Here is a 20,672-nt window from a genome sequence, read left to right as displayed (position 1 = left end):
GCGGAGCCTAGTGAAACAGGTGTGCCCAAGGGGTTTGCATCATACCGCCTACAAATACAATCCAGACGATCGTAATGGGGATAAATACTTTCCAGCCCAGGCGCATGATCTGGTCATAACGGTAGCGCGGGAATGTAGCCCTGAACCACAGGAACAGGAATAGCAGGAAACCGACTTTCGCCAGCAGCCATAGGAAGCTGTCCGGAATGAATGACACCGGTGACAGCCAGCCGCCAAGGAACATCAGCGCCGCCAGCATGGAAACCAGGATCATGTTGGCATACTCAGCCAGGAAGAACACCGCGAACGCCATGCCTGAATACTCAACGTGGAAACCCGCAACGATCTCGGACTCGCCTTCGGCAACGTCAAACGGGGCACGGTTGGTCTCAGCCACCGCACTGATGAAATACACGACAAACAGCGGGAACAATGGCAGGAAATACCAATGCAGCAAACCGCCGGACTGACCCATGACAATCTTGCCGAGATTCAGGCTGTTTGCACACATCAGCACGCCCACCAGCGCAAAACCCATGGCAATTTCATAAGAAACGATCTGCGCTGCCGAACGCATGGCACCGAGGAACGCATACTTGGAGTTGGAAGCCCAACCCGCAATAATCACGCCGTAAACGGCAACAGAAGTCATCGCCAGGATATACAGTAAGCCTGCATCGATATCGGCAAGTACCATGTTCATGTCGAACGGCACCACTGCCCACGCTGCAAAAGCCGGTGCGATCGCCAGTACCGGTCCCAGCAGGAACAGCCCTTTATTGGCTGCCGTAGGCAATACCACTTCCTTGAACAGCAGCTTGATACCGTCAGCCAGCGGCTGCAGCAAACCAAAATACCCCACACGATTAGGCCCGATACGTACCTGCATATAGCCGATGACTTTACGCTCGGCCAAGGTCAGGTAAGCAACGGCACCCATCAGCGGTGCGACAATCGCCACGATTTTAATCAAAGTCCAGCCCGTGAGTTCCACACCAGGCCAGTAACTACCGAATAGATTTGCCAACCATTCCATTAGGCACGCTCTTCTGTCAATGTTGTTTTATCGGCCTGCACTTGTGATGACGGGAGTCTTTCAACTGTGATATCCCCCATCAGGTCACCCAGGCCAACGGTATCTTCATGCGCAGCAGCAACGCGTACGCACCCCATCGCTACATGGTTATCCAGGCGTACGGTAAGCACTGCACTGCCGTTATCCTGTTTCACGAGCACCTTTTCACCTTCGGTCAGGCCTAACGCTGCCAACTGTGCGGCACACATGCGTGCCATCGGCGTGATATTGTATTTTGTTTTCTGCAATGGTGCAGAACGGCGCACGATAGGATCAGACTCATATTGCGGCACTTCACCGATACGCTGCAGGCCTTCTTTTTTGATATTGACCTGAATTTCCACCAGTTCCTTCAGGTTGTTGTTCAGGCTGCGCCATACCACCGATGAAGGCTTCTCGCCGGCAAACACGGCGTCTTTGACCTGTTCGCTTGACTCATAGTCAAAACCTTGTAAGCCCAGTGTATTGGCAAGCACACGCAGCACTTTCCAGGCTGGGCGGCATTCGCCCAGCGGCCTGACGGCAGCGGCAAAGCTCTGCACACGGCCTTCCATGCTCATGAAGGTTCCAGATGTTTCCGTAAACGGCGCTATCGGCAGCAGGATGTCTGCATGTTCCAGCGCTTCTGATTTAAACGCAGTCAACGCAATCACGCATTCAGCTTTTTCCATCGCCGCTTTTGCCAGTGCAGCATGCTGGCAATCCAGCTCCGGCTCCACATTCAGCAGCAGGTACGCTTTGCGCGGCACTTCCAGCATGGCACGTGCATGCATGCCGGTGCTTGATGGCATGACGCCCATCAGGTGCATACCGGTACTGTTTGCGGCTGCCGGCAAGATGCCGCCTTTGGCGCCAGAAATACCGCCAATCGCTTCCATCATGCTGTACATTTCGGTAAAACGCGGATCGCTCAATGCCATGTTGCCCAGGAACAGGCCCACCCTTGGCGCCACCAGGTCATAATCTTTACCATGGCCGGCCAGGCTTTCGGCGATCGCCTGTGTATTCGGACGCACCTTGATATCTTCCAGCAATGCAGTCAGTGACGGCGGCAGGCAAAGTGACAGGCGCTGCAAACCGGACATCGCTTTCAGAATCTGCCCCAGCACATTCACCATGTCATTCGGGCGCACAACCACTTTATGCGCAACATCCATCAGCGGGTCATTATCCAGCGGGCTCACGATTGAAAGTTCGGCGCCATTGGCAACGGCCTTACGGAAACGCTGCGCCAGCAACGGGTGCTCGTTGCGCAGGTTTGAACCGATCACCAGGATACGGTCCAGGTCTTCAATCTCCTGAATATTGCAGCCCATCCAGGGCGTACCCTGACGCTTGCCGTCCAGCCTGAAATCAGTCTGGCGCAGACGATAGTCTACGTTGCCGCAGCCTAAGCCATTCGCCAGTTTTTTAACCAGGTAACCTTCTTCCATAGTGCTGTTTGGTGAAACCAGAACGCCCAACGCCTCACTGCCAAATTCATTGGTGATGTCTTTCAGCTGGCCGGCGGCGAATTCCAGCGCGGTTTTCCAGTCTGTTTCAACCCATGCGCCATTGTGTTTGATCATTGGCGCCTTCAGGCGGTCGGGACTATTCAGGCCTTCGTATGAGAAACGATCGCGGTCTGATAGCCAGCATTCATTGATGCTCTCTTTTTCACGCGGAACTACACGCATGACTCTGTTATCTTTAACCTGCACTTCAATATGCGAACCCAGGCCGTCATGCGGCGCGATGCTTGGACGGCGTGTCAGCTCCCAACTGCGGGCAGAGTAGCGGAATGGCTTGCTGGTCAATGCGCCTACCGGACATAAGTCAATAATGTTTCCCGACAGCTCTGAGTTAACGCTTTTATCAACGTATGCCGTAATTTCAGCATGCTCGCCGCGGCCAACCATACCGAGTTCCTGCATGCCGCCTACCTCTTTGAGGAAGCGTACACAACGCGTACATTGAATGCAGCGTGTCATATCGGTGCTCACCAAAGGCCCGATATTCTTATTGAACACAACGCGTTTTTCTTCAGTGTAGCGTGAGCCGCTGGCACCATAGGCTACGGCGATGTCCTGCAAATCACACTCGCCGCCCTGGTCACAGATCGGGCAATCCAGCGGGTGATTGATCAGCAGGAACTCCATCACGCTCTGCTGCGCTTCAATCGCAGCTTTTGAGCGCGTAAAAATCTTCATACCATCTGCAACTGGCGTCGCGCAGGCTGGCAATGGCTTGTTGAATTTCTCAACCTGCACCAGGCACATGCGGCAGTTGGCAGCCACAGAAAGTTTCGGGTGGTAGCAGAAACGCGGAATCGCAACACCGATTTTGTCCGCAGCATCAATAATGGTGCTGCCGTGTTCGACTTCTACTGACTTGCCATCTATTTCAATATTTAACATTTAATCAATCTCTAAAATTTATTTAATGCAATGTACGCAATAAATAGATTTGTCATTTACCGTCAACCATGCTCTTGCCGTGCTGAATGTAATACTCGAATTCAGGACGGAAATGTTTGATAAAACTTAATACAGGCGTAGCAGCCGCCTCACCCAGGGCGCAAATGGTGCGGCCTGAAATGTTATTGCTGATGTCCGTCAGCAGATCCAGGTCTTCCATCTTGCCCTGACCATTAACAATACGATCCAGCACACGATACACCCAGCCGGTACCTTCACGGCATGGCGTACACTGGCCGCAGCTCTCTTCATAGAAGAAATAAGACAGGCGGTGCAAGGTTTTCACCATGCATGTGCTGTCATCCATCACGATCATGGAGCCGGCACCGATACTGGACCTGGCTTTGCTCAATCCGTCATAATCCATGGTCGTTTCCAGCATGACTGATGCCGGCACGACGGCTGTTGATGGACCGCCTGGAATGACCGCTTTTAATTTGCGCCCTTTCCAGACACCGCCGGTCATTGCCAGCAGTTCAGCGAACGGCATACCCATTTTGACTTCATAATTGCCCGGCTTTTCGATATGTCCGGAAATCGAGAACAATTTTGTACCGCCGGAGTTCGCCACACCCAGATCCGCAAATGCCTGTCCGCCATTCTGCATAATCCATGGAATACTGGTGTAACTTTCAGTATTGTTTACATTGGTCGGCTTGCCAAAAACGCCGTAGCTGGCGGGAAATGGCGGTTTGAAGCGTGGCTGGCCTTTTTTGCCCTCGATGGACTCAATCAATGCGGTTTCTTCGCCGCAGATATAGGCACCGTAACCATGCACTGCATACAGGTCAAAACTGAAATTGGTGCCGAACAGGTTCTCACCCAGGTAACCGGCAGCCCGAGCCTCATGCAAAGCGGCTTCAAACGTTTCGTAATCCTGCCAGATTTCACCGTGTATGTAGTTGTAACCGACGCGCGCACCCAGTGTGTAGGCGGCGATCGCCATGCCTTCGATCAGCTGATGCGGGTTGTAGCGAATGATGTCGCGATCTTTGAACGTACCCGGCTCACCTTCATCGGTATTGCACACCAGGTATTTCACGCCGTCGAAATAGCGCGGCATGAAGCTCCATTTAAGGCCGGTAGGAAAACCCGCCCCGCCACGGCCACGCAAACCTGAAGTTTTGACTTCGGTGATAATGTCCGTCGCTTTTACCTTTTCAGTAACGATGCGCTTCAATGCCGCATAGCCACCTAATTTAAGATACGTATCTAATGACGCCGGATTTTCTTCGGTCAGCGTACGCAGGGTAACCAGCGTTTGGCCTGTCAGATCCGTCTTTACGACTGGTCTCGCAGAGGTAACCATTATTTCAGCCCCCTTTGATTTAATTCTTCTAAAATCGCATCCACTTTTTCAGTGGTCAGAAACTCATGCATCTGCGTGTTGTTCACATGCATCAAAGGCGCACCGCCGCAGCAGCCCATGCACTCCCCCTCTTTGAGGCAGAATTTTCCATCCGGGGTGATTTCATTAAAGCCTACACCCAACTTTGTCTGCAAGTGATTCACGATCTCATCGGATCCGCGCAGCATGCAGGAGATATTGGTACAGATGGTGACCTTATACTGACCTACCGGACTCAAGTCATACATATTGTAGAAAGTAGCCACTTCCATTGCTGCAATCTCAGGCATGCCCAAATATTGCGCCACTTCCGTAATGCTCTCTTTTGAAAGCCAACCACGCTCGGTCTGCACGATGCGCAATGCGCTCATCACCGCTGCCTGACGCTGGTCAGCCGGATATTTGGTCAGTTCGTAATCAATTTTTTCAATAGCTTCTGGACTTAACATTTATGGTCTATTCAAATCTAAATTCTTTAAAACCGCCGATTAACGCCGACACAGCGGAACAAAAAATATCTCATCGGTCTATTTCGCCAAATACAATATCCTGGGTACCGATGATAGCCACCAAGTCAGCAATCATGTGACCTCTGGTCATCTCATCCAGCGCCGCCAGATGCGGGAAGCCAGGTGCGCGTATTTTCAGGCGATAAGGCTTATTGGCACCATCTGAAACCATGTAAATACCGAACTCACCTTTCGGGTGCTCAACAGCCGCATAAGCCTCACCTGCAGGCACATGAAAACCCTCTGTAAACAGTTTGAAATGATGAATCAGGTCTTCCATGTTGGTTTTCATACCTTCACGGTCAGGCGGCGCAACTTTATGGTCAGCCGTAATGACAGGACCTGGGTTCTTGCGCAGCCAATCCACGCACTGCTTGATGATACGATTCGATTGGCGCATTTCTTCAACACGGATCAGATAGCGATCGTAACAGTCACCATTCACGCCGACCGGAATATCAAAATCCAGATCAGCATAAACTTCATAAGGCTGCTTTTTACGCAGATCCCACTCAATGCCGGAACCACGCAGCATCGGGCCAGTCATCCCCAGCGCCAGCGCCCGTTCAGGAGTGACCACGCCGATACCGACGGTACGCTGTTTCCAGATACGGTTATCTGTCAGCAGTGTTTCATACTCATCCACATAGGCCGGGAAACGCTTGGTGAAATCTTCGATAAAATCGAGCAATGAACCCTGGCGGTTCTCATTCTGCGCTTTTACGGTTTTAGCATTACGGAACGGCGACACCTCATATTGCGGCATCACATTAGGCAGATCGCGGTAAACGCCGCCTGGACGATAGTAAGCAGCGTGCATACGCGCGCCGGACACAGCCTCATATACATCGAACAGGTCTTCACGTTCACGGAACGCATACAGGAAAACCGTCATCGCACCCACATCCAGCGCGTGCGCACCCAGCCACAGCAGGTGATTCAGAACACGGGTGATCTCATCAAACATGACGCGGATATATTGGGCGCGAACCGGCACTTCCAGACCCAGCATTTTCTCGATGGCCATGACATAAGCGTGCTCGTTGGACATCATGGAAACATAGTCCAGCCTGTCCATGTACGGCACGCTCTGCAGATAAGTGCGATTCTCAGCCAGTTTTTCAGTACCGCGGTGCAACAGGCCGATATGCGGATCGGCACGCTGGATCACCTCGCCATCCAGCTCCAGAACCAGACGCAGCACGCCGTGCGCAGCCGGGTGCTGCGGGCCAAAGTTCATCGTGTAATTACGAATCTCAGCCATTGTGCGCTCCTTCGCTGCGGATGACTCTCGGGACATTGTTGCGAAGTTCGATTGAAACAGGCTGATAAATCACACGCTGCTGCTCTGGATCATAACGCATTTCAACGTTACCTATCATTGGGAAATCTTTACGGAATGGATGACCCACAAAACCATAGTCTGTAAGCAGACGGCGCAGGTCAGGATGGTTTTCGAACATGATGCCATACAGGTCGAACGCTTCACGTTCGAACCAGTTGGCGACAGGCCACAGATCGACCAAAGTCGGCAGGATCGGAAAGTCTTCATCTGCAGCAAACACGCGCAAACGCAAGCGCTGGTTCAAGCTCACAGAGAGAAAATGGTTGACGACCGCATAACGCAAGCCATCGTAACTGCCATCGCCATACTCCTGGTAATCTACACCGCATAAATCAATCAACTGCTCAAATTTCAAACTGGCATCGTCACGCAGCAACTGGCAGACTTCCAGGTAATCCGACGATTTACACTCAATGGTGACCTCATCCAGCGCTACTACCTGCCTGGTGATCTTTTCACCCAGCACAGCTTTCAAACTGGCCGATAACTGATCTAATTTAGCTGACATATTCTCTTGATTTCGTATCTGAATTCTAGCGGGCGATGGTGCTGGTACGTTTGATCTTCTTCTGCAACTGCACGATACCATAGAGCAGCGCCTCTGCCGTTGGCGGACAGCCCGGCACGTATACATCCACAGGAACTATGCGATCACAGCCTCGCACCACAGCGTATGAATAATGGTAATAACCGCCGCCGTTCGCACACGACCCCATCGAGATCACCCAACGCGGCTCAGCCATCTGGTCATACACCTTCCGCAGTGCCGGTGCCATCTTGTTGACCAGGGTGCCGGCCACGATCATCACATCAGACTGCCGAGGACTTGGACGGAACACAATGCCAAAACGATCCAGATCGTAACGTGACGCACCCGCATGCATCATCTCAACCGCACAGCAGGCAAGGCCAAAGGTCATCGGCCATAAGGAACCGGTACGCGTATAGTTAATCACCGTATCCAGCGTAGTGGTGACAAAACCTTTTTCTAAAATACCTTCAATACTCATACGAATAATTTCGTTTCAAAATCAAAAAGGACAAGGAGGTGAAGCCCAGGCAGCGCAAGCCGGTACAGCAGTTTGAATCTGACAGAGCAGGTTTTGATTTTCGCCACCTGCCCCAAAGCCAGAAATCAATCCCACTCCAGCGCACCCTTCATCCACTCATAGATAAAGCCAATCACGAGCACACCCAAAAATATCATCATGGAAACAAATCCAAACAGGCCAATTTCCTGCAGCACTACAGCCCATGGGAATAAAAATGCAATTTCAAGATCGAAAAGAATAAACAGAATGGCAACCAGATAGTAGCGCACGTCGAATTTCATACGCGCATCTTCAAACGCTTCAAAGCCGCACTCATAAGGAGAATTTTTTTGAGAATCAGGCTTGCTCGGAGAGACCAGCCTCGACAGAACCAACGGGCCGACACCCACACCCAGACCAACAAGAATAAACAACAATATCGGGTAATAATTTTCTAGCACCGGAAAACCCCAGACTGAATCACACTATCGCAATAAATAAATTTACAAATACGTAAAAACATCATTTTCACTTGGCTTCATCACACTTTAATGACAAAGACACTTTTCATAAACAACCAAACTGCCAGAAACAACCAACCACCACTCAAACAACACATTGCCGATACATACCGACAACATTACCAACATCTGGTGCCGACGGAGAGACTCGAACTCTCACGACTTTCGTCACTACCCCCTCAAGATAGCGTGTCTACCAATTCCACCACGACGGCATTTTTGGGCAAACGCCCAATACTTCAATTACTTAGGCACAACCTCAGCAGCAGGCGCTTCAGGCTTGGCAGCAGGCACCGCTTTTTCAGCACCAACCACCTGACCCGCATGCGATTTCACCACACTCACATGCCCAGCCTTATTGCTTGCCATATAAGCAAGCGCCAGGCTTGTGGTAAAAAACACCACAACAAAACCCGCAGTTGCACGGCTCATGAAGTTAGAAGATCCGGATACGCCAAACAGACTTCCAGATGCACCGCTACCGAAGGATGCGCCCATATCCGCACCCTTGCCATGCTGTAAAAGCACCAGGCCAATTACACCAATAGCAGCCAACACATGAATCACTAAAACCAATTTTTCCATTTTTAACCTTTAACGCCAGCCAGCCCAATCAAAATTTAGACCTGAAACACCTTAACTCAAGGCTGAAATCAGTTCGCTGCGCGGCATATTCCCTCAAATTCTTCAGCGTTTAACGAGCCCCTGCCGATCAAACCGCCATTAATATCCTGCATAACGAATAATTGTACCGCATTTTGGGAATTTACGCTGCCCCCATAAAGGATTTTCAAGCTATTTGCAGCATCTTTATCGTGGGCGGCGATTCTTCCCCGGATAAACTCATGCATAGCCTGCGCCTGCTCGGGTGTAGCTGCCAAACCCGTACCGATTGCCCATATCGGTTCATACGCAACTACCGCACCCGCAAACATCGATGCGCCATACATGCTGATAATGGTGTCGATCTGCTTGGCAACAACCATTTCCATCACACCGGCTTCGCGTTCAATCAGCGTTTCACCCACGCACAGAATCGGCGTAAGCGCATGCGACTTGGCCTGCATGAATTTTGTCGCGATATTTTCATCAGATTCGCAATAAGCAGTCGCCCGCTCAGAGTGCCCCACAATGACATGAGTTGCACCAAAGTCCTGCAGCATCGCAACACTAACTTCACCGGTATAGGCCCCTGCCAGATCTTTGCTCAGATTCTGCGCACCCCATGCAATGGAAGTTCCCTGCAATAATGACTGCGCCTGCCCAAGGTATGGGTAAGGGACACAAACGACCACATCAACATTTTCCAACGGTTTTAACCGTTGAATATATCCTTCCAGCAACTGCTGATTTGCAGCCAAGCTGCCATGCATTTTCCAATTGGCAACCACTAGTTTTCGATGCATGCTATCCCTAATTTTTCTTAAATCCAAATACAGCCTCAGCCCCAATTCCAGCCAGAGTACTGAGCGCTGTAATGGGCAGGCAACACCGCAATATTAGCCTTACTATAATATTGCGTAATTGTAGCGCATCTTGTCCGGTTAGCTAATCAGAGATTCACATTTGTAGCGTATTTACATTAAGATGGATCCGGCATCCAATGAAAACCCTGTATAGTTTAAAATTAACGATGATGAATATTTGCAGCATTCCAACATGAAACGATTTTACCTATCGGCCGCACTGGTCGCTCTCCTGCTACCGCCTCCTCTCTCGCATGCGGACGAACCCCAATCCGGCAGCACTTATAGCTATATTAAAGATACCCTATCCCAGACCTGGGCAGCTGACGATTACGAACTGTTCGTTCCAGTCAGCACCTGGCATAACCGCCATTACTACAGCTCAGAAAAAATTGACGGCTACAACGAACAGCCCTGGGGCTTGGGTATAGGCAAATACAGGTATGACCGCGATGGTGACTGGCACAGCCTTTATATGATGGCGTTTGCCGACTCGCACAACGACATGGAGCCGGTAGCCGGTTACGCATTCCAGAAAATGTGGCGACCTACTGATGAATTCCGGTTGGGCGCCGGCTATACGGCCGGACTCACCTTGCGTAAAGATTTCAACTACCTGCCACTACCCGTACTGGCTCCCGTAGCTTCGATTGAATACAAACAGTTGGCACTGCAATCCGCTTACATCTTCGGCGGCCGGGACAATGGCAATATCCTGTTTACATGGCTACGCTGGCAGCTGAAATAAATACGCCGTGACTGCATCACCCATGCCGGCTTAGCCGATTGAGCACATCGCGCACTTCATGCAGCACCTCCGAAGCAGTCACGCCTCTGGGGCCAACACCTTTTGCCACCAGGTTGTCCGCCGCCAGCCCATGTGCAAAAACCCCCAGCTTTGCGGCAGCCAGCGGTGCAACGCCCTGTGCAATCAGGCTGGCAACAAGCCCGGTCAGCACATCGCCGGTACCGCCGCTGGCAAGTGCCGGATTGCCGGTGCTATTTACAAAAAGAGTGCCGTCATGATGTGCGCAGATGCTGTCCGCACCCTTAAGCACACAAGTCACCTTGAAAGCTTCGGCCAGCCTTAAAGCCGTATCAATGCGGTTATTCAGCACGAACTCAACCTCGGTTCCCAACAGCCGCGCCGCCTCAGCCACATGCGGCGTAATCACGGTCTGCGCCCGCCTGCCCTTAAGCAGCTTGGCCAGGTGCACATGCTCAGCCACCAGATTCAGTGCATCGGCATCCAGTACCATGGGTGTATCTTGCCCGGCCGGTTCGGTCAGCCACAAGATAAGCAACTCAATCGCCGCAACGGACTGCCCAAGGCCTGGCCCGATTGCAACACAGTCAAGCTGCTTGAGGTGCGCCAGCGCCGCAGGGCTGCGCATCATGATTTCCGGCTGGAGCATATCTACGGACGGTGCATGTTTACTGAGCATTGCGGCATACACCCGGCCCGCCCCGCTGTACAGTGCGGCACGCGCGGCCAGCAGCACAGCGCCGACCATGCTTTCATCGCCGCCGATAACCGCAACACTGCCACAGCTGCCTTTGTGCGCATCGCGTTGACGCGGCGGCAGCGTATGATAAAACATGCTTTCCACCAACAAGTGCTGATCAGCCTGGCGATTATCCATAATATGCCCCAATCCCGTTTTGATTACCCGCTGACGTAGCGCAGGTTCAGCTGCACCTTCTGCGCACCATTATAACTGTTGGTTTGCAGCTGATAAGCCGCCTGGATACGATGACCGGGCACATCAGTCCGGTTAAAATAAATGGCATCCACCTGCATGCCAGAATGATGCTGAACCGTCTGACCGGATAACGGCTTTAACGTCAGCTTCAAGTGCTTTTCGGCAAGTACCCGCTGCGCAAGCACTTCAAACTCACCAAAAAACAAAGGCGGTGCAAAACCCTGCCCCCATACCTGGTTCTCCAACAGCTGCGCAGTCTGGAATGTCATATCCTGCACAGCCAGGCCACCATCCACTTCCAGCACAGATTCCAGATCCGCTTCTGTAATCAGGCTTCTGACTACCGCCTCAAAACCATGCTTGAACAGTTCAAAATCATCGCTTTTTATCGTTAAGCCGGCAGCCATGGCATGGCCGCCGAATTTCAGGATCAGGTCCGGCTGATGCTTGCTTAACAGATCAAGCGCATCACGCAGATGCAAACCGGGGATCGAGCGCCCGGAACCTTTGAGCAGGCCATGCCCATCAATCGTTTGTTGGGCATCTGCAAAGGCAATGACCGGCCGATGATACTGCTCCTTGATGCGTGAAGCTAAAATTCCGATGACGCCCTGATGCCAATCCGGCTGGAACATGCTGATGGAATACTGGCTTTCCATCTCGATTTCATCCAGCGCAACATTGGCACCATCCTGCATATCGGCTTCGATGCTGCGCCGCTGCAGGTTCAAGCTGTGAAGCTGCTGCGCCATTTGCGCGGCCTCCGCCTCCGAGCCGGCAAGCAGACACTGAATCCCCAGCGTCATATCATCCAGGCGCCCTGCGGCATTCAGGCGGGGGCCCACATAAAAGCCCAGATCCTGCGCCGTGGCTCTTGCAGGCTCGCGACCGGCGATCCGCAACAAGGCCGCAATACCGTCACAGCACGCACCGGCGCGGATCCTGCGCAGGCCCTGCTCTACCAATATGCGGTTATTCTCATCCAGCTTCACCAGATCCGCCACTGTACCCAAAGCCACCAGGTCAAGCAGTTCCGTCAGGTTAGGCTCCGCTTGCTGCGCATAAACACCGCGCTCGCGAAATTCTGCACGCAAGGCCAGCAAACCATAAAACATGACGCCCACACCCGCCAGGTTCTTGCTGGCAAAGCTGCATCCATGCTGATTCGGGTTGATGATGCAGGCCGCCTGCGGCGTTTCCAGCCCCGGCAGGTGGTGATCGGTAATCAGCACCTGCATGCCAAGCGCATTGGCAGCAGCCACGCCATCAACACTGGCAATGCCGTTGTCTACGGTAATGATCAGATCCGGTTTCCGTGCGGCCGCAAGCGCTACGATTTCCGGCGTCAAGCCGTACCCGTATTCAAAACGGTTCGGAACCAGAAAGCCCACATCCGCACCGAATGCACGCAAGCCTTTAACGGCAACTGCGGTTGCTGTAGCGCCATCGGCATCGTAATCGCCGACCACCAGCAGCTTTTTACCGGCCTGGATCGCATCCGCCAGCAATCCAGCCATCCTGCGGTTATTCGTGAGCGTATGCGGAGGCAGCAAACCACTTAAATTAACGGAAACCTGCGCGATATCCGCCACGCCGCGCGCAGCAAAAAGGCGTGACATCAGCGGCGTGAGGCCAGCACTTTGTAAAGAATCGGCGGCAATTTGCGAAACGGGGCGCTGTTTGATCACTGTCATTTTGAACCGTCATCTTTAAAATAAGTACTGACAGGTTTACGGCTGCGCCAGAATTTACAGGTATCGACCGGCCGCAGTGTAACCGTCAGCGTCTTCTCATAACAACCCAGGTTTAATGTCAGCTGCCTGATTTTTCCGGCTCTTAACGCATCATATATCGCGTCGAAGTGCATATCATCGGACACATGCTGCCCCGGCAGCTCCAGCCGCACATGCAGGCTATCGCCTGAGTGCCGAAACAGTTCAGCTAGTGGCGGTACAAGCTGTACCGTCACACCGGACCACTGCGCGAGGCCATGGTAGAAAGGGCTGCTTGCAACAAACCGATCAACATCATTTCCGGCTGGCTGCTGCGGCATCACACCGCCGCCGGAAAACCATACGCTATTAATCACCGCCTGGTGCCCGGATTCACGCTGCATGTTAGCCGGGTGGTCATGCAGCAGCATCTGGATTTCATTCAGGTATGAAATCCAGACCGGGGCATCGGCACCCTGCGGCATGAATGGATAGACATTCCTGTCCAGCACAACACAAGGCAAGGTGGTCTGTATCTGAGGAGTCTTGTCCAGGCGGACATACCAAGCGCCGGACCTGCCGGTGAAGAACGTCATGCCATCCCGACTAAAATGGCGGTTCAGGGTGGCGATCATCAGCTCGGCCTGTGCGTGCGTCACCGGCAAGGGAACAGGTTCGCTCAGGCTGAAGCTGTCGCGCTGCAAAAGCAGATGCACCGGATCCGCGCGCAGCCAGTAGGCATCCCCTACAGCCAGGCCATCCGCATGTGCCGCGATTGGCGCAATTGGATAATCCGGCCCGGCTGCCAGCCCATGCTGCATGCAGATTACCGCCTCCAGCGGCAAATCCAGCAGCCTGACGCTTGCCTTTGATAGCAAGCGCGCCAAAGCACTATCACCAGCCAGGGCGAGCAGGCTATTGCCCAAAGCGCAATCTACGGTAAGTTTCACGGGGTCCATTTGCAGAAATTAGATTAGCTGCAATTTTACTTGTAAGTCGCGGCAACAGGGGCAAATCTACGCGAAAAGCCATAAAAAACCCGGCAGCCTGTTAAAGCTGCCGGGGATATTGACGGCACAAACTACATGTAAATGATTCTAATAATAACGGTACGCATCACGGTACTCCCGGTCATCCCTGTCATCCCAGCCACGATCTCTGCCATGACCTTTACGTTTGCCCGGCTTTTCGTAATACCCAGGTTCAAGATAGCCCACTTGTGACACTACCCGGCTATTGGGCGCAACCGCAACATTGACATCAATATATCTACCCGGATGCTCAGCGGTAACCGTATTGTAGGTTCTGCCGTTATATTCGTACGCCACCAGATAACCGGAAGTCACCGTTTGCCAGTTATCAACCTGATAGCAGGATTGCACCGGGACCGTACGTGTCGTCACAACATTATTTCTATTATTGGCGATACGGTCACCTGCGATGGCGCCTACGCCGGCACCCACGGCTGCCGCTGCCACACGGCCACTGCCGCGGCCAACAGTACTGCCTAACAGGCCACCTGCAACACCGCCGATGACGGCACCGGCAATGGAATGGTCGCTGTCACGGCTGTAACTCTGCTGCTGATATTCTGTGCGGCATTCCTCACGCGGCACATTCACACGTTCTGTCTGCGGCGTCACTGAAAGCACCCGCGCTGTGTCCATATACTGGTCATCTGCCAGTGCCGGCGTTGCAAATGCAGCTGCCACACAAGCCGGCGCCAGCATGGAAACTCGCAGGACATTTACAACGTTCAACTCGAAACTACGCATTTAACTTCTCCTTTATTGCCTGTTTTTATCAAGCTATTTGCACACCTAAAATGAAACCTGGCGATCCGGTTTCTGCATCTTTGTGAATCATGCAGGTAGCCGTTCAACGGTGCTTCACTGGATATGGCTTACAGAAGAGTTGTTAATATTTGTAACTCATGATTTTCATGAGCTGTCATCGGCCTCATCACCCTCTACGACCAGATCCGGAATGTGATTGAATGCAATGCGCATCGGCGCATCTTTCAGGGCTTCATGTGCGCCGCCAAAGTAGATGGTATTTTTACCGAACTTCAGATTCAAGGTATCAATCGCCTTGTTAAGTTTCTGCACGTTTTCCAGCGGGGTCACCTGAAACAGGTCACGTGCAGCCTCATCAGCAGTTAACAAACCTGAAAAAGACACGCCTACTGCATAAGGCTCATGCCGGGTCTCGGGGTAATGCTGCAAGAACTGCTCAAGCGCATGGATCAGCTGCAAAGTGTTGTCGGTTGGTGAAAGCGCACTTTCCATGAGCCAGCTCGGCATATTCCGGAACTTGATTTTCACGCTGATGCGCGAGGTTAATAAGTCATAGCTGCGCATACGCATGCAGGCCTTTTGCAGCAAGCGGTGCAGCACCGCCCTGACACCTGCTTCATTACGCTGCTCAGGCGGCAGCACATGGGAATGTCCCAGGCTGCTGCGTGCATTTTTGACGTAATGCGGTTCAATTCCACGCAGCTTGTCATACATGCGCTCACCTTCGACACTACCCCACGCGGTTTGCAGTTGCTGGCGGTTCGCTGCATACAACTGCTCAACGGTCGTGATCTTATAACGGTTCAGGCGCGCTTCCATCTGCTTGCCTATGCCGTTCAAGTCGCGTAATTTCAGCGCATACAAACGCTGCGGCAGCTCGTGTGGCTCAATCAGCACGCAGCCATCCGGCTTCTGCATATTGGAAGCCACTTTCGCCAGGAAAGTATTGGGGGCGATACCGATAGAACATTTAATGTAATCACCCGCATTGGCGGCAATTGCCTGTTTGATTTTTGCAGCCAGCTTCAGCGCATTTTCCGGCAATTGCTGGCTGCCGGTCAGCTTGCATACCATTTCGTCGATTGAAAGCACCTTTTCTACATGCGCACAGCTTTCGACCATTTCAACCAGCTGATGGTGGTATTGCACATAAACCGGCGGGCGCGCCTCTACAAAAATGATGCCGGGGCACATTTTGCGCGCATCGCTGACGATCGTTCCGGTTCTGACGCCGAATGCCTTGGCCTCGTAACTCGCGGCAATACAGCAGGTGGTTTCTGCCATGACGGCAAGCACACCAACCGGTTTCCCGCGCAACTCCGGAACCAATTGCTGCTCCACGGAAGCAAAGTAGGAGTTAAAGTCGACGTAAAGTGCATTTAATTTCATACTTAAAATTGTAATCTTTGCTGAATTGAACTGACTAAGGTAAAACAATTAAATATTGTTGGATTTAAAATCAGGATATACACAAATCAAGGCAGGGTCCAAAAAATGAGTAACGAACAAATTGCAGTATTCGCAGGCGGCTGTTTCTGGTGCACCGAACCGGTTTTCAGCCAGCTGAAAGGTGTCAGCAAAGTGGTCTCCGGTTATATTGGCGGCCACACCGCCAACCCGAGCTACAAACAGATCTGTAACGGCGACACCGGTCATGCCGAAGCGATCCAGATTACATTTGATGCATCCATCATCGATTTCGAAACGCTGCTTGAAATATTCTTTGTGTCGCACGACCCCACCACGTTAAACCGCCAGGGCAATGATGTCGGTACGCAATACCGCTCTGCGGTGTTTTGCCAGGATGATGGGCAGAAGGCGGCGACCGTTGCCATGATCAACCGGCTGAATGCCGAGGGGATCTGGCCGAACCCGGTCGTGACGCAGGTAAACGGCGCAGAAACATTTTACCCGGCAGAGGATTACCACCAATATTACTTTGCCAACAACCCGTTCCAGCCATACTGCATGGCAGTAGCCGCCCCCAAGGCTGCGAAAATAAGGGCAAAATATGCACAATTGGTGAAGGATGAAAGGTAAGTAACGCTGTAGCGGCAGCCCGCATTGCGAACGACCCGGTCTTGCTTAACCCTTGCTGCTCAGCAGCTGCCTGCGCCAGAAGATCATCAGCATGAACAGGGCTATGCCGCCCATGACCGCCATGGCCCACCAGAAGCCATTGGGTTCGGCAACCCACGGCATATCATGAAAATTCATGCCGAAAATACCGGCAATCAGGGTGGCCGGCATAAACAGCATGGCAACCACGGTTAATGCGCGCACTTCCAGGTTCACACGGTTGCTGACGCTGGTCATGTAAATATCCATCAGCCCGCCCAGGCTATCCCGGATAGATTCCAGGGACTCGATAAAATTAACCGTATGGTCATAAACATCACGCAGGTAAGGGATCGTGCCTGCCTTGAAAAAACCGCTTTCATTACGGGTAAGGTGATTGACCACTTCACGCATCGGCCACACCACACGCCGCAATTCAATGCTTGCCCGTTTCAGCTGGTGTATGCTGTGCAGTTGCGTGATGTTCGGCTTGGCAAGGAGTGCATCTTCCAGCGTTTCGCTGTCATCCCCCATGGCTTCCAGCACATTGAAATATTTATCAACGATGCTATCCAGCAGCGAATAGGCAAGATAATCCACACCCAGCGCGCGCATCGGCGAATGCTCCGCACGCAGGCGCTCCCGCACCGGGGCGAATGCACCGGTTGACCGCTCCTGGAACGTCAGCAGGAAATGATGCCCAAGCACCATGCTGATCTGCTCGGAGCTGACTGACAAGGTGTCTTTTTCGTAATAGAAATGCCGCGTTTCCAGGAATAAATACTGGTTATACTCATCCAGTTTGGGGCGTTGCTCCGTATTCAGGATATCTTCAAGCACCAGCGGATGCAGACCGAACACCAGGCCAATCTGTTTAATCAAAGCAGCGTCATGGATACCATGCACATTCAGCCACAGCTTGTCTGCACTCCCCAGATCCAGCGCAGCAAGCTCATCGACATGAATAATCTTCTCGCACAGGCCGGCAGCATCATAGCTGATCAAAGTCAGCTTGGGCGATGCCAGCTTGGTCACATCCTCATCCCCCGGCCCCACATAGATCAGGGAGCCCGGCGGCAGGCCGCTTTTCTTGGCATGATGCTTTCTGCGACCATGTAAGCGCGTTTTTTTCATAAGGCATTTCCGCAGTGAAATGGTTACCGTAACAAACTTTAACCGGAATGGCCAGCCTGGTGCATGGCACCGGCGGCAAAAAAACTGCCTCCTGCCACATGATGAATCGTGCGCAGATCATCATGCCCCTCGAAATGCCAGCGATATTGGCCATGTTCATTTTGCGAGAACACACGCTCATCGGCATGGGCAGCCACCACTTCGGCAATGAACAGATCATAAGTGTTCTGGTTATGCGGCTCAGGGATGACTTTACATTCCAGCCATGCCACGCAGCCTTTGAGCAACGGCGCATCGATTGCTTCGGCAGGGAAAGTTTGCAGGTGATATTCAGTGAATTTATCGGTACCTTCCAGGTCTCGGCCTGAACTGCTGCCGACCTAATAAACGGTGTCTATCTGCGCCACACACGGCACGTTGATCGCAAAAGTGCCGGAGGCTTCAACCAGCTCCCGCGTATAGGTGTTTTTGTCTATGACCACAATCAGCTTTGGCGGGTCAAAATCCAGCGGCACATTCCATGCCGCGGCCATGATGTTGCGCCTGCCGGCATGGGCGGAAGTCACAAGAATGGTAGGGCCATGGTTAAGCAGGTAATAAGCTTTTGCCAGGTCTACACGCCGCATCGCTACTTCTGCCATGCGTCCCGCAAGGTCACGGTACGGTTGAATACAGGCTTGCCGGCGACACTGTCTTTACTGTCTGCCACAAAGTAGCCATGACGCTCGAACTGGAAGCTGTCTTCCGCTCTGGCATCGCGCAGGCTTTGCTCCAGCTGTGCCGTGATCACTTGCACGGAGTTCTGGTTGATGTCATCCAGAAAGTCACGGTCACCGCTGCCTGGGTTCGCTTCTTTGAACAAGCGGTCATACAGGCGCACTTCGCACTCGTAAGCATGTGCCGCCGATACCCAGTGGATGTTGCCCTTTACTTTCACGCTGTCAGAACCCGGGGTGCCGGATTTTGTGTCGGGCAAGTATTCGCAGTGCACTACGGTCACATTGCCGTTTGCATCTTTTTCGCAGCCGGTGCATTGCACTACGTAGCCGTAACGCAGGCGCACCATGCCGCCTGGTGTAAGCCTGAAGAAGCCTTTGCTCGGCGCTTCCATAAAGTCTTCACGCTCGATCCACAGCTCTTTCGACAATTGCACGGTGCGTTTGCCCAACTCCGCTTTCAACGGGTGATTTGGAGCGAAGCAGTCTTCACTTTGACCTTCCGGATAGTTATCAATCACCAGCTTGATCGGGTCGAGCACGGCGATGCGGCGCTCTGCATCCACATTAAGCACTTCGCGCATGCAGTCTTCAAGTATCGTGTATTCGATCCATGAATCAGCTTTGCTGACGCCGATGCGATCGGTAAACAGCCTGAAACCGGCCGCTGTATAGCCGCGGCGGCGCGCGCCGGCGAGCGTCGGCAGGCGCGGATCATCCCAGCCTGTCACGTGCTTCTCTTCCACCAGCTGAATCAGCTTGCGTTTCGAAAGCACGACATAAGTCAGGTTCAGACGCGCGAATTCGTATTGCTTGGGCAGCGGATGTGCCAGCAGGCCGGCATCGGCCAGCCGCTCCAGCAGCCAGTCGTAGAATGGGCGCTGGTCTTCGAATTCCAGTGTGCAGATTGAGTGTGTGACGCGCTCCAGCGCATCTTCTACCGGATGCGCAAACGTGTACATCGGGTAGATGCACCATTTGTCGCCGGTGTTATGATGATGCGCGCGGCGCACACGGTAGATCGCGGGGTCGCGCATGTTGATATTTGGCGATGCCATATCGATCTTGGCGCGCAGCACCATGCTGCCGTCTGCATGCTTGCCGTCGCGCATTTCACGGAAACGCGCCAGGTTCTCAGCCGCAGTGCGGTTACGGAACGGCGAGTTCCTGCCTGGTTCGGTAAGTGTACCGCGGTTGATGCGCATTTCATCTGCGCTTTGCTCATCTACATAAGCACAGCCATTTTCAATCAGGCTTTCAGCCGCGCGGTACATGAAATCAAAATAGTCGCTGGCAAAATAAAGATTGGACTCGGTGCCATTCGGACCTTGATTCTCCCAGCCGAAGCCCAGCCATTTCACGCCGTCTGAAATGCTGTCTACATACTCCTGGCTTTCTTTTTCCGGATTGGTGTCATCAAAACGCATATGGCATATGCCGCCAAAATCACGCGCCAGGCCAAAATTCAGGAAAATGGATTTGGCATGACCAATATGCAGGTACCCATTCGGCTCCGGCGGAAAGCGTGTGCGGATTTTGGCAAAATCAACCTGGCCGGCCTCATGATGCTGTGCATCACCTGGATTGCCTGCCCACTTTTTTGCGGCGTATCTGTTTTGGCCTAAATCTTTTTCAATAATGGCGCGAATAAAATTGGAAGCTGGCGCTGATGCGCTATTTGGATTTTTTTCGGATGACATGGCAACACGTTCTAATTTAAGTTACCGTTATTTTACACCAGCTTGCCGTATTGTATGGGCTAGCTCAGGAAATTGATTACATGGGGTCCGGAACGCCTATGC

Annotated in this window: 19 protein-coding genes, 1 tRNA gene and 1 pseudogene; 2 read left to right on the top strand and 19 right to left on the bottom strand. The window is 52.6% G+C overall.

Features of this window, described 5'->3' with window-relative positions:
• Positions 1-7: 7 nt before the first annotated feature.
• The 11 genes from nuoH to tpiA all read right to left on the bottom strand — a co-directional run bounded on the left by nuoH (position 8) and on the right by tpiA (position 9,691).
• Positions 8-1,036 (bottom strand): NADH-quinone oxidoreductase subunit NuoH, encoded by a 1,029-nt coding sequence (gene nuoH, locus GQ51_RS00395; RefSeq protein WP_047548400.1) that lies wholly within the window; start codon positions 1,034-1,036, stop codon positions 8-10.
• On the bottom strand, positions 1,036-3,471 hold the full coding sequence (gene nuoG, locus GQ51_RS00390) for an NADH-quinone oxidoreductase subunit NuoG (RefSeq protein WP_047548397.1): 2,436 nt from the start codon (positions 3,469-3,471) through the stop codon (positions 1,036-1,038). The genes nuoH and nuoG overlap by 1 nt, the downstream gene beginning before the upstream one ends.
• Positions 3,472-3,523: 52 nt before the next feature.
• Positions 3,524-4,840, bottom strand: a complete 1,317-nt coding sequence (gene nuoF / locus GQ51_RS00385) for an NADH-quinone oxidoreductase subunit NuoF (RefSeq protein ID WP_047548393.1) — start codon at positions 4,838-4,840, stop codon at positions 3,524-3,526.
• Positions 4,840-5,328 (bottom strand): NADH-quinone oxidoreductase subunit NuoE, encoded by a 489-nt coding sequence (gene nuoE / locus GQ51_RS00380; RefSeq protein WP_047548390.1) that lies wholly within the window; start codon positions 5,326-5,328, stop codon positions 4,840-4,842. Before nuoE ends, nuoF begins: the two co-directional genes overlap by 1 nt.
• Positions 5,329-5,398: 70 nt before the next feature.
• Positions 5,399-6,652 carry an NADH-quinone oxidoreductase subunit D gene (locus GQ51_RS00375; RefSeq protein WP_047548387.1) on the bottom strand — a complete coding sequence of 418 codons (1,254 nt, stop codon included), beginning with the start codon at positions 6,650-6,652 and terminating at the stop codon, positions 5,399-5,401.
• Complete coding sequence (locus GQ51_RS00370; protein ID WP_047548384.1) at positions 6,645-7,241, bottom strand: NADH-quinone oxidoreductase subunit C; 597 nt, start codon at positions 7,239-7,241, stop codon at positions 6,645-6,647. The genes GQ51_RS00375 and GQ51_RS00370 overlap by 8 nt, the downstream gene beginning before the upstream one ends.
• Before the next feature lie 25 nt (positions 7,242-7,266).
• Positions 7,267-7,743 (bottom strand): NuoB/complex I 20 kDa subunit family protein, encoded by a 477-nt coding sequence (locus GQ51_RS00365; protein ID WP_047548381.1) that lies wholly within the window; start codon positions 7,741-7,743, stop codon positions 7,267-7,269.
• A gap of 125 nt (positions 7,744-7,868) precedes the next feature.
• A complete protein-coding gene (locus GQ51_RS00360) occupies positions 7,869-8,225 on the bottom strand; it encodes an NADH-quinone oxidoreductase subunit A (protein ID WP_047548377.1) in 357 nt (118 codons plus the stop codon).
• A 190-nt stretch (positions 8,226-8,415) separates the two neighbouring features.
• A tRNA-Leu gene (locus GQ51_RS00355) sits at positions 8,416-8,500 on the bottom strand.
• 28 nt (positions 8,501-8,528) lie between these two features.
• The gene (gene secG, locus GQ51_RS00350; protein WP_047548374.1) at positions 8,529-8,870 is read right to left on the bottom strand and encodes a preprotein translocase subunit SecG; all 342 of its coding nucleotides are present in this window, start codon (positions 8,868-8,870) and stop codon (positions 8,529-8,531) included.
• A gap of 68 nt (positions 8,871-8,938) precedes the next feature.
• Positions 8,939-9,691, bottom strand: coding sequence for a triose-phosphate isomerase (tpiA, locus tag GQ51_RS00345; protein ID WP_047548371.1), 753 nt, complete (start codon positions 9,689-9,691; stop codon positions 8,939-8,941).
• A gap of 253 nt (positions 9,692-9,944) precedes the next feature.
• Here tpiA and pagP point away from each other — a divergent pair, with 253 nt between their 5' ends.
• Positions 9,945-10,499 carry a lipid IV(A) palmitoyltransferase PagP gene (gene pagP / locus GQ51_RS00340; RefSeq protein WP_047548368.1) on the top strand — a complete coding sequence of 185 codons (555 nt, stop codon included), beginning with the start codon at positions 9,945-9,947 and terminating at the stop codon, positions 10,497-10,499.
• A 16-nt stretch (positions 10,500-10,515) separates the two neighbouring features.
• Here the strand turns inward: pagP and GQ51_RS00335 are convergent, their stop codons facing one another.
• From GQ51_RS00335 to GQ51_RS00315, 5 genes are all read right to left on the bottom strand, one after another.
• Positions 10,516-11,394 carry an NAD(P)H-hydrate dehydratase gene (locus GQ51_RS00335; protein ID WP_047548365.1) on the bottom strand — a complete coding sequence of 293 codons (879 nt, stop codon included), beginning with the start codon at positions 11,392-11,394 and terminating at the stop codon, positions 10,516-10,518.
• Between the two features lie 23 nt (positions 11,395-11,417).
• Positions 11,418-13,148: a single-stranded-DNA-specific exonuclease RecJ gene (gene recJ, locus GQ51_RS00330; protein ID WP_047548362.1), complete on the bottom strand. Its 1,731-nt coding sequence runs from the start codon at positions 13,146-13,148 to the stop codon at positions 11,418-11,420.
• Positions 13,145-14,125: a hypothetical protein gene (locus GQ51_RS00325; protein ID WP_235276127.1), complete on the bottom strand. Its 981-nt coding sequence runs from the start codon at positions 14,123-14,125 to the stop codon at positions 13,145-13,147. Before GQ51_RS00325 ends, recJ begins: the two co-directional genes overlap by 4 nt.
• A gap of 138 nt (positions 14,126-14,263) precedes the next feature.
• Positions 14,264-14,941, bottom strand: a complete 678-nt coding sequence (locus GQ51_RS00320) for a glycine zipper 2TM domain-containing protein (protein WP_047548359.1) — start codon at positions 14,939-14,941, stop codon at positions 14,264-14,266.
• Between the two features lie 165 nt (positions 14,942-15,106).
• Positions 15,107-16,351 carry a DNA polymerase Y family protein gene (locus GQ51_RS00315; protein WP_047548356.1) on the bottom strand — a complete coding sequence of 415 codons (1,245 nt, stop codon included), beginning with the start codon at positions 16,349-16,351 and terminating at the stop codon, positions 15,107-15,109.
• Between the two features lie 105 nt (positions 16,352-16,456).
• Between GQ51_RS00315 and msrA the strand changes: the two genes are divergently transcribed.
• The gene (gene msrA, locus GQ51_RS00310; protein ID WP_047548351.1) at positions 16,457-17,002 is read left to right on the top strand and encodes a peptide-methionine (S)-S-oxide reductase MsrA; all 546 of its coding nucleotides are present in this window, start codon (positions 16,457-16,459) and stop codon (positions 17,000-17,002) included.
• Between the two features lie 45 nt (positions 17,003-17,047).
• On the opposite strand, the gene corA is transcribed toward msrA, so the two are convergent.
• The 3 genes and pseudogenes from corA to GQ51_RS00295 all read right to left on the bottom strand — a co-directional run bounded on the left by corA (position 17,048) and on the right by GQ51_RS00295 (position 20,570).
• Complete coding sequence (gene corA / locus GQ51_RS00305; RefSeq protein WP_047548348.1) at positions 17,048-18,154, bottom strand: magnesium/cobalt transporter CorA; 1,107 nt, start codon at positions 18,152-18,154, stop codon at positions 17,048-17,050.
• Between the two features lie 38 nt (positions 18,155-18,192).
• A pseudogene (locus tag GQ51_RS00300) lies at positions 18,193-18,780 on the bottom strand (flavin reductase family protein).
• A 2-nt stretch (positions 18,781-18,782) separates the two neighbouring features.
• Complete coding sequence (locus GQ51_RS00295) at positions 18,783-20,570, bottom strand: glutamine--tRNA ligase/YqeY domain fusion protein (RefSeq protein ID WP_047548347.1); 1,788 nt, start codon at positions 20,568-20,570, stop codon at positions 18,783-18,785.
• Positions 20,571-20,672: the final 102 nt, after the last annotated feature.

Source organism: Methylotenera sp. G11 (assembly GCF_000799735.1).
Taxonomy (GTDB): domain Bacteria; phylum Pseudomonadota; class Gammaproteobacteria; order Burkholderiales; family Methylophilaceae; genus Methylotenera.
The sequence above is the reverse complement of the archived record's forward strand: the minus strand, read 5'-3'. Positions and strand labels throughout refer to the sequence as shown.

What these genes read in the sequence shown, in the direction of transcription:
- nuoH (WP_047548400.1), bottom strand. Translation starts at nt 1,036, where the DNA reads ATGGAATGGTTGGCAAATCTATTCGGTAGTTACTGGCCTGGTGTGGAA.
- nuoG (WP_047548397.1), bottom strand. Translation starts at nt 3,471, where the DNA reads ATGTTAAATATTGAAATAGATGGCAAGTCAGTAGAAGTCGAACACGGC.
- nuoF (WP_047548393.1), bottom strand. Translation starts at nt 4,840, where the DNA reads ATGGTTACCTCTGCGAGACCAGTCGTAAAGACGGATCTGACAGGCCAA.
- nuoE (WP_047548390.1), bottom strand. Translation starts at nt 5,328, where the DNA reads ATGTTAAGTCCAGAAGCTATTGAAAAAATTGATTACGAACTGACCAAA.
- GQ51_RS00375 (WP_047548387.1), bottom strand. Translation starts at nt 6,652, where the DNA reads ATGGCTGAGATTCGTAATTACACGATGAACTTTGGCCCGCAGCACCCG.
- GQ51_RS00370 (WP_047548384.1), bottom strand. Translation starts at nt 7,241, where the DNA reads ATGTCAGCTAAATTAGATCAGTTATCGGCCAGTTTGAAAGCTGTGCTG.
- GQ51_RS00365 (WP_047548381.1), bottom strand. Translation starts at nt 7,743, where the DNA reads ATGAGTATTGAAGGTATTTTAGAAAAAGGTTTTGTCACCACTACGCTG.
- secG (WP_047548374.1), bottom strand. Translation starts at nt 8,870, where the DNA reads ATGGAAAAATTGGTTTTAGTGATTCATGTGTTGGCTGCTATTGGTGTA.
- tpiA (WP_047548371.1), bottom strand. Translation starts at nt 9,691, where the DNA reads ATGCATCGAAAACTAGTGGTTGCCAATTGGAAAATGCATGGCAGCTTG.
- pagP (WP_047548368.1), top strand. Translation starts at nt 9,945, where the DNA reads ATGAAACGATTTTACCTATCGGCCGCACTGGTCGCTCTCCTGCTACCG.
- GQ51_RS00335 (WP_047548365.1), bottom strand. Translation starts at nt 11,394, where the DNA reads ATGGATAATCGCCAGGCTGATCAGCACTTGTTGGTGGAAAGCATGTTT.
- recJ (WP_047548362.1), bottom strand. Translation starts at nt 13,148, where the DNA reads ATGACAGTGATCAAACAGCGCCCCGTTTCGCAAATTGCCGCCGATTCT.
- GQ51_RS00325 (WP_235276127.1), bottom strand. Translation starts at nt 14,125, where the DNA reads ATGGACCCCGTGAAACTTACCGTAGATTGCGCTTTGGGCAATAGCCTG.
- GQ51_RS00320 (WP_047548359.1), bottom strand. Translation starts at nt 14,941, where the DNA reads ATGCGTAGTTTCGAGTTGAACGTTGTAAATGTCCTGCGAGTTTCCATG.
- GQ51_RS00315 (WP_047548356.1), bottom strand. Translation starts at nt 16,351, where the DNA reads ATGAAATTAAATGCACTTTACGTCGACTTTAACTCCTACTTTGCTTCC.
- msrA (WP_047548351.1), top strand. Translation starts at nt 16,457, where the DNA reads ATGAGTAACGAACAAATTGCAGTATTCGCAGGCGGCTGTTTCTGGTGC.
- corA (WP_047548348.1), bottom strand. Translation starts at nt 18,154, where the DNA reads ATGAAAAAAACGCGCTTACATGGTCGCAGAAAGCATCATGCCAAGAAA.
- GQ51_RS00295 (WP_047548347.1), bottom strand. Translation starts at nt 20,570, where the DNA reads ATGTCATCCGAAAAAAATCCAAATAGCGCATCAGCGCCAGCTTCCAAT.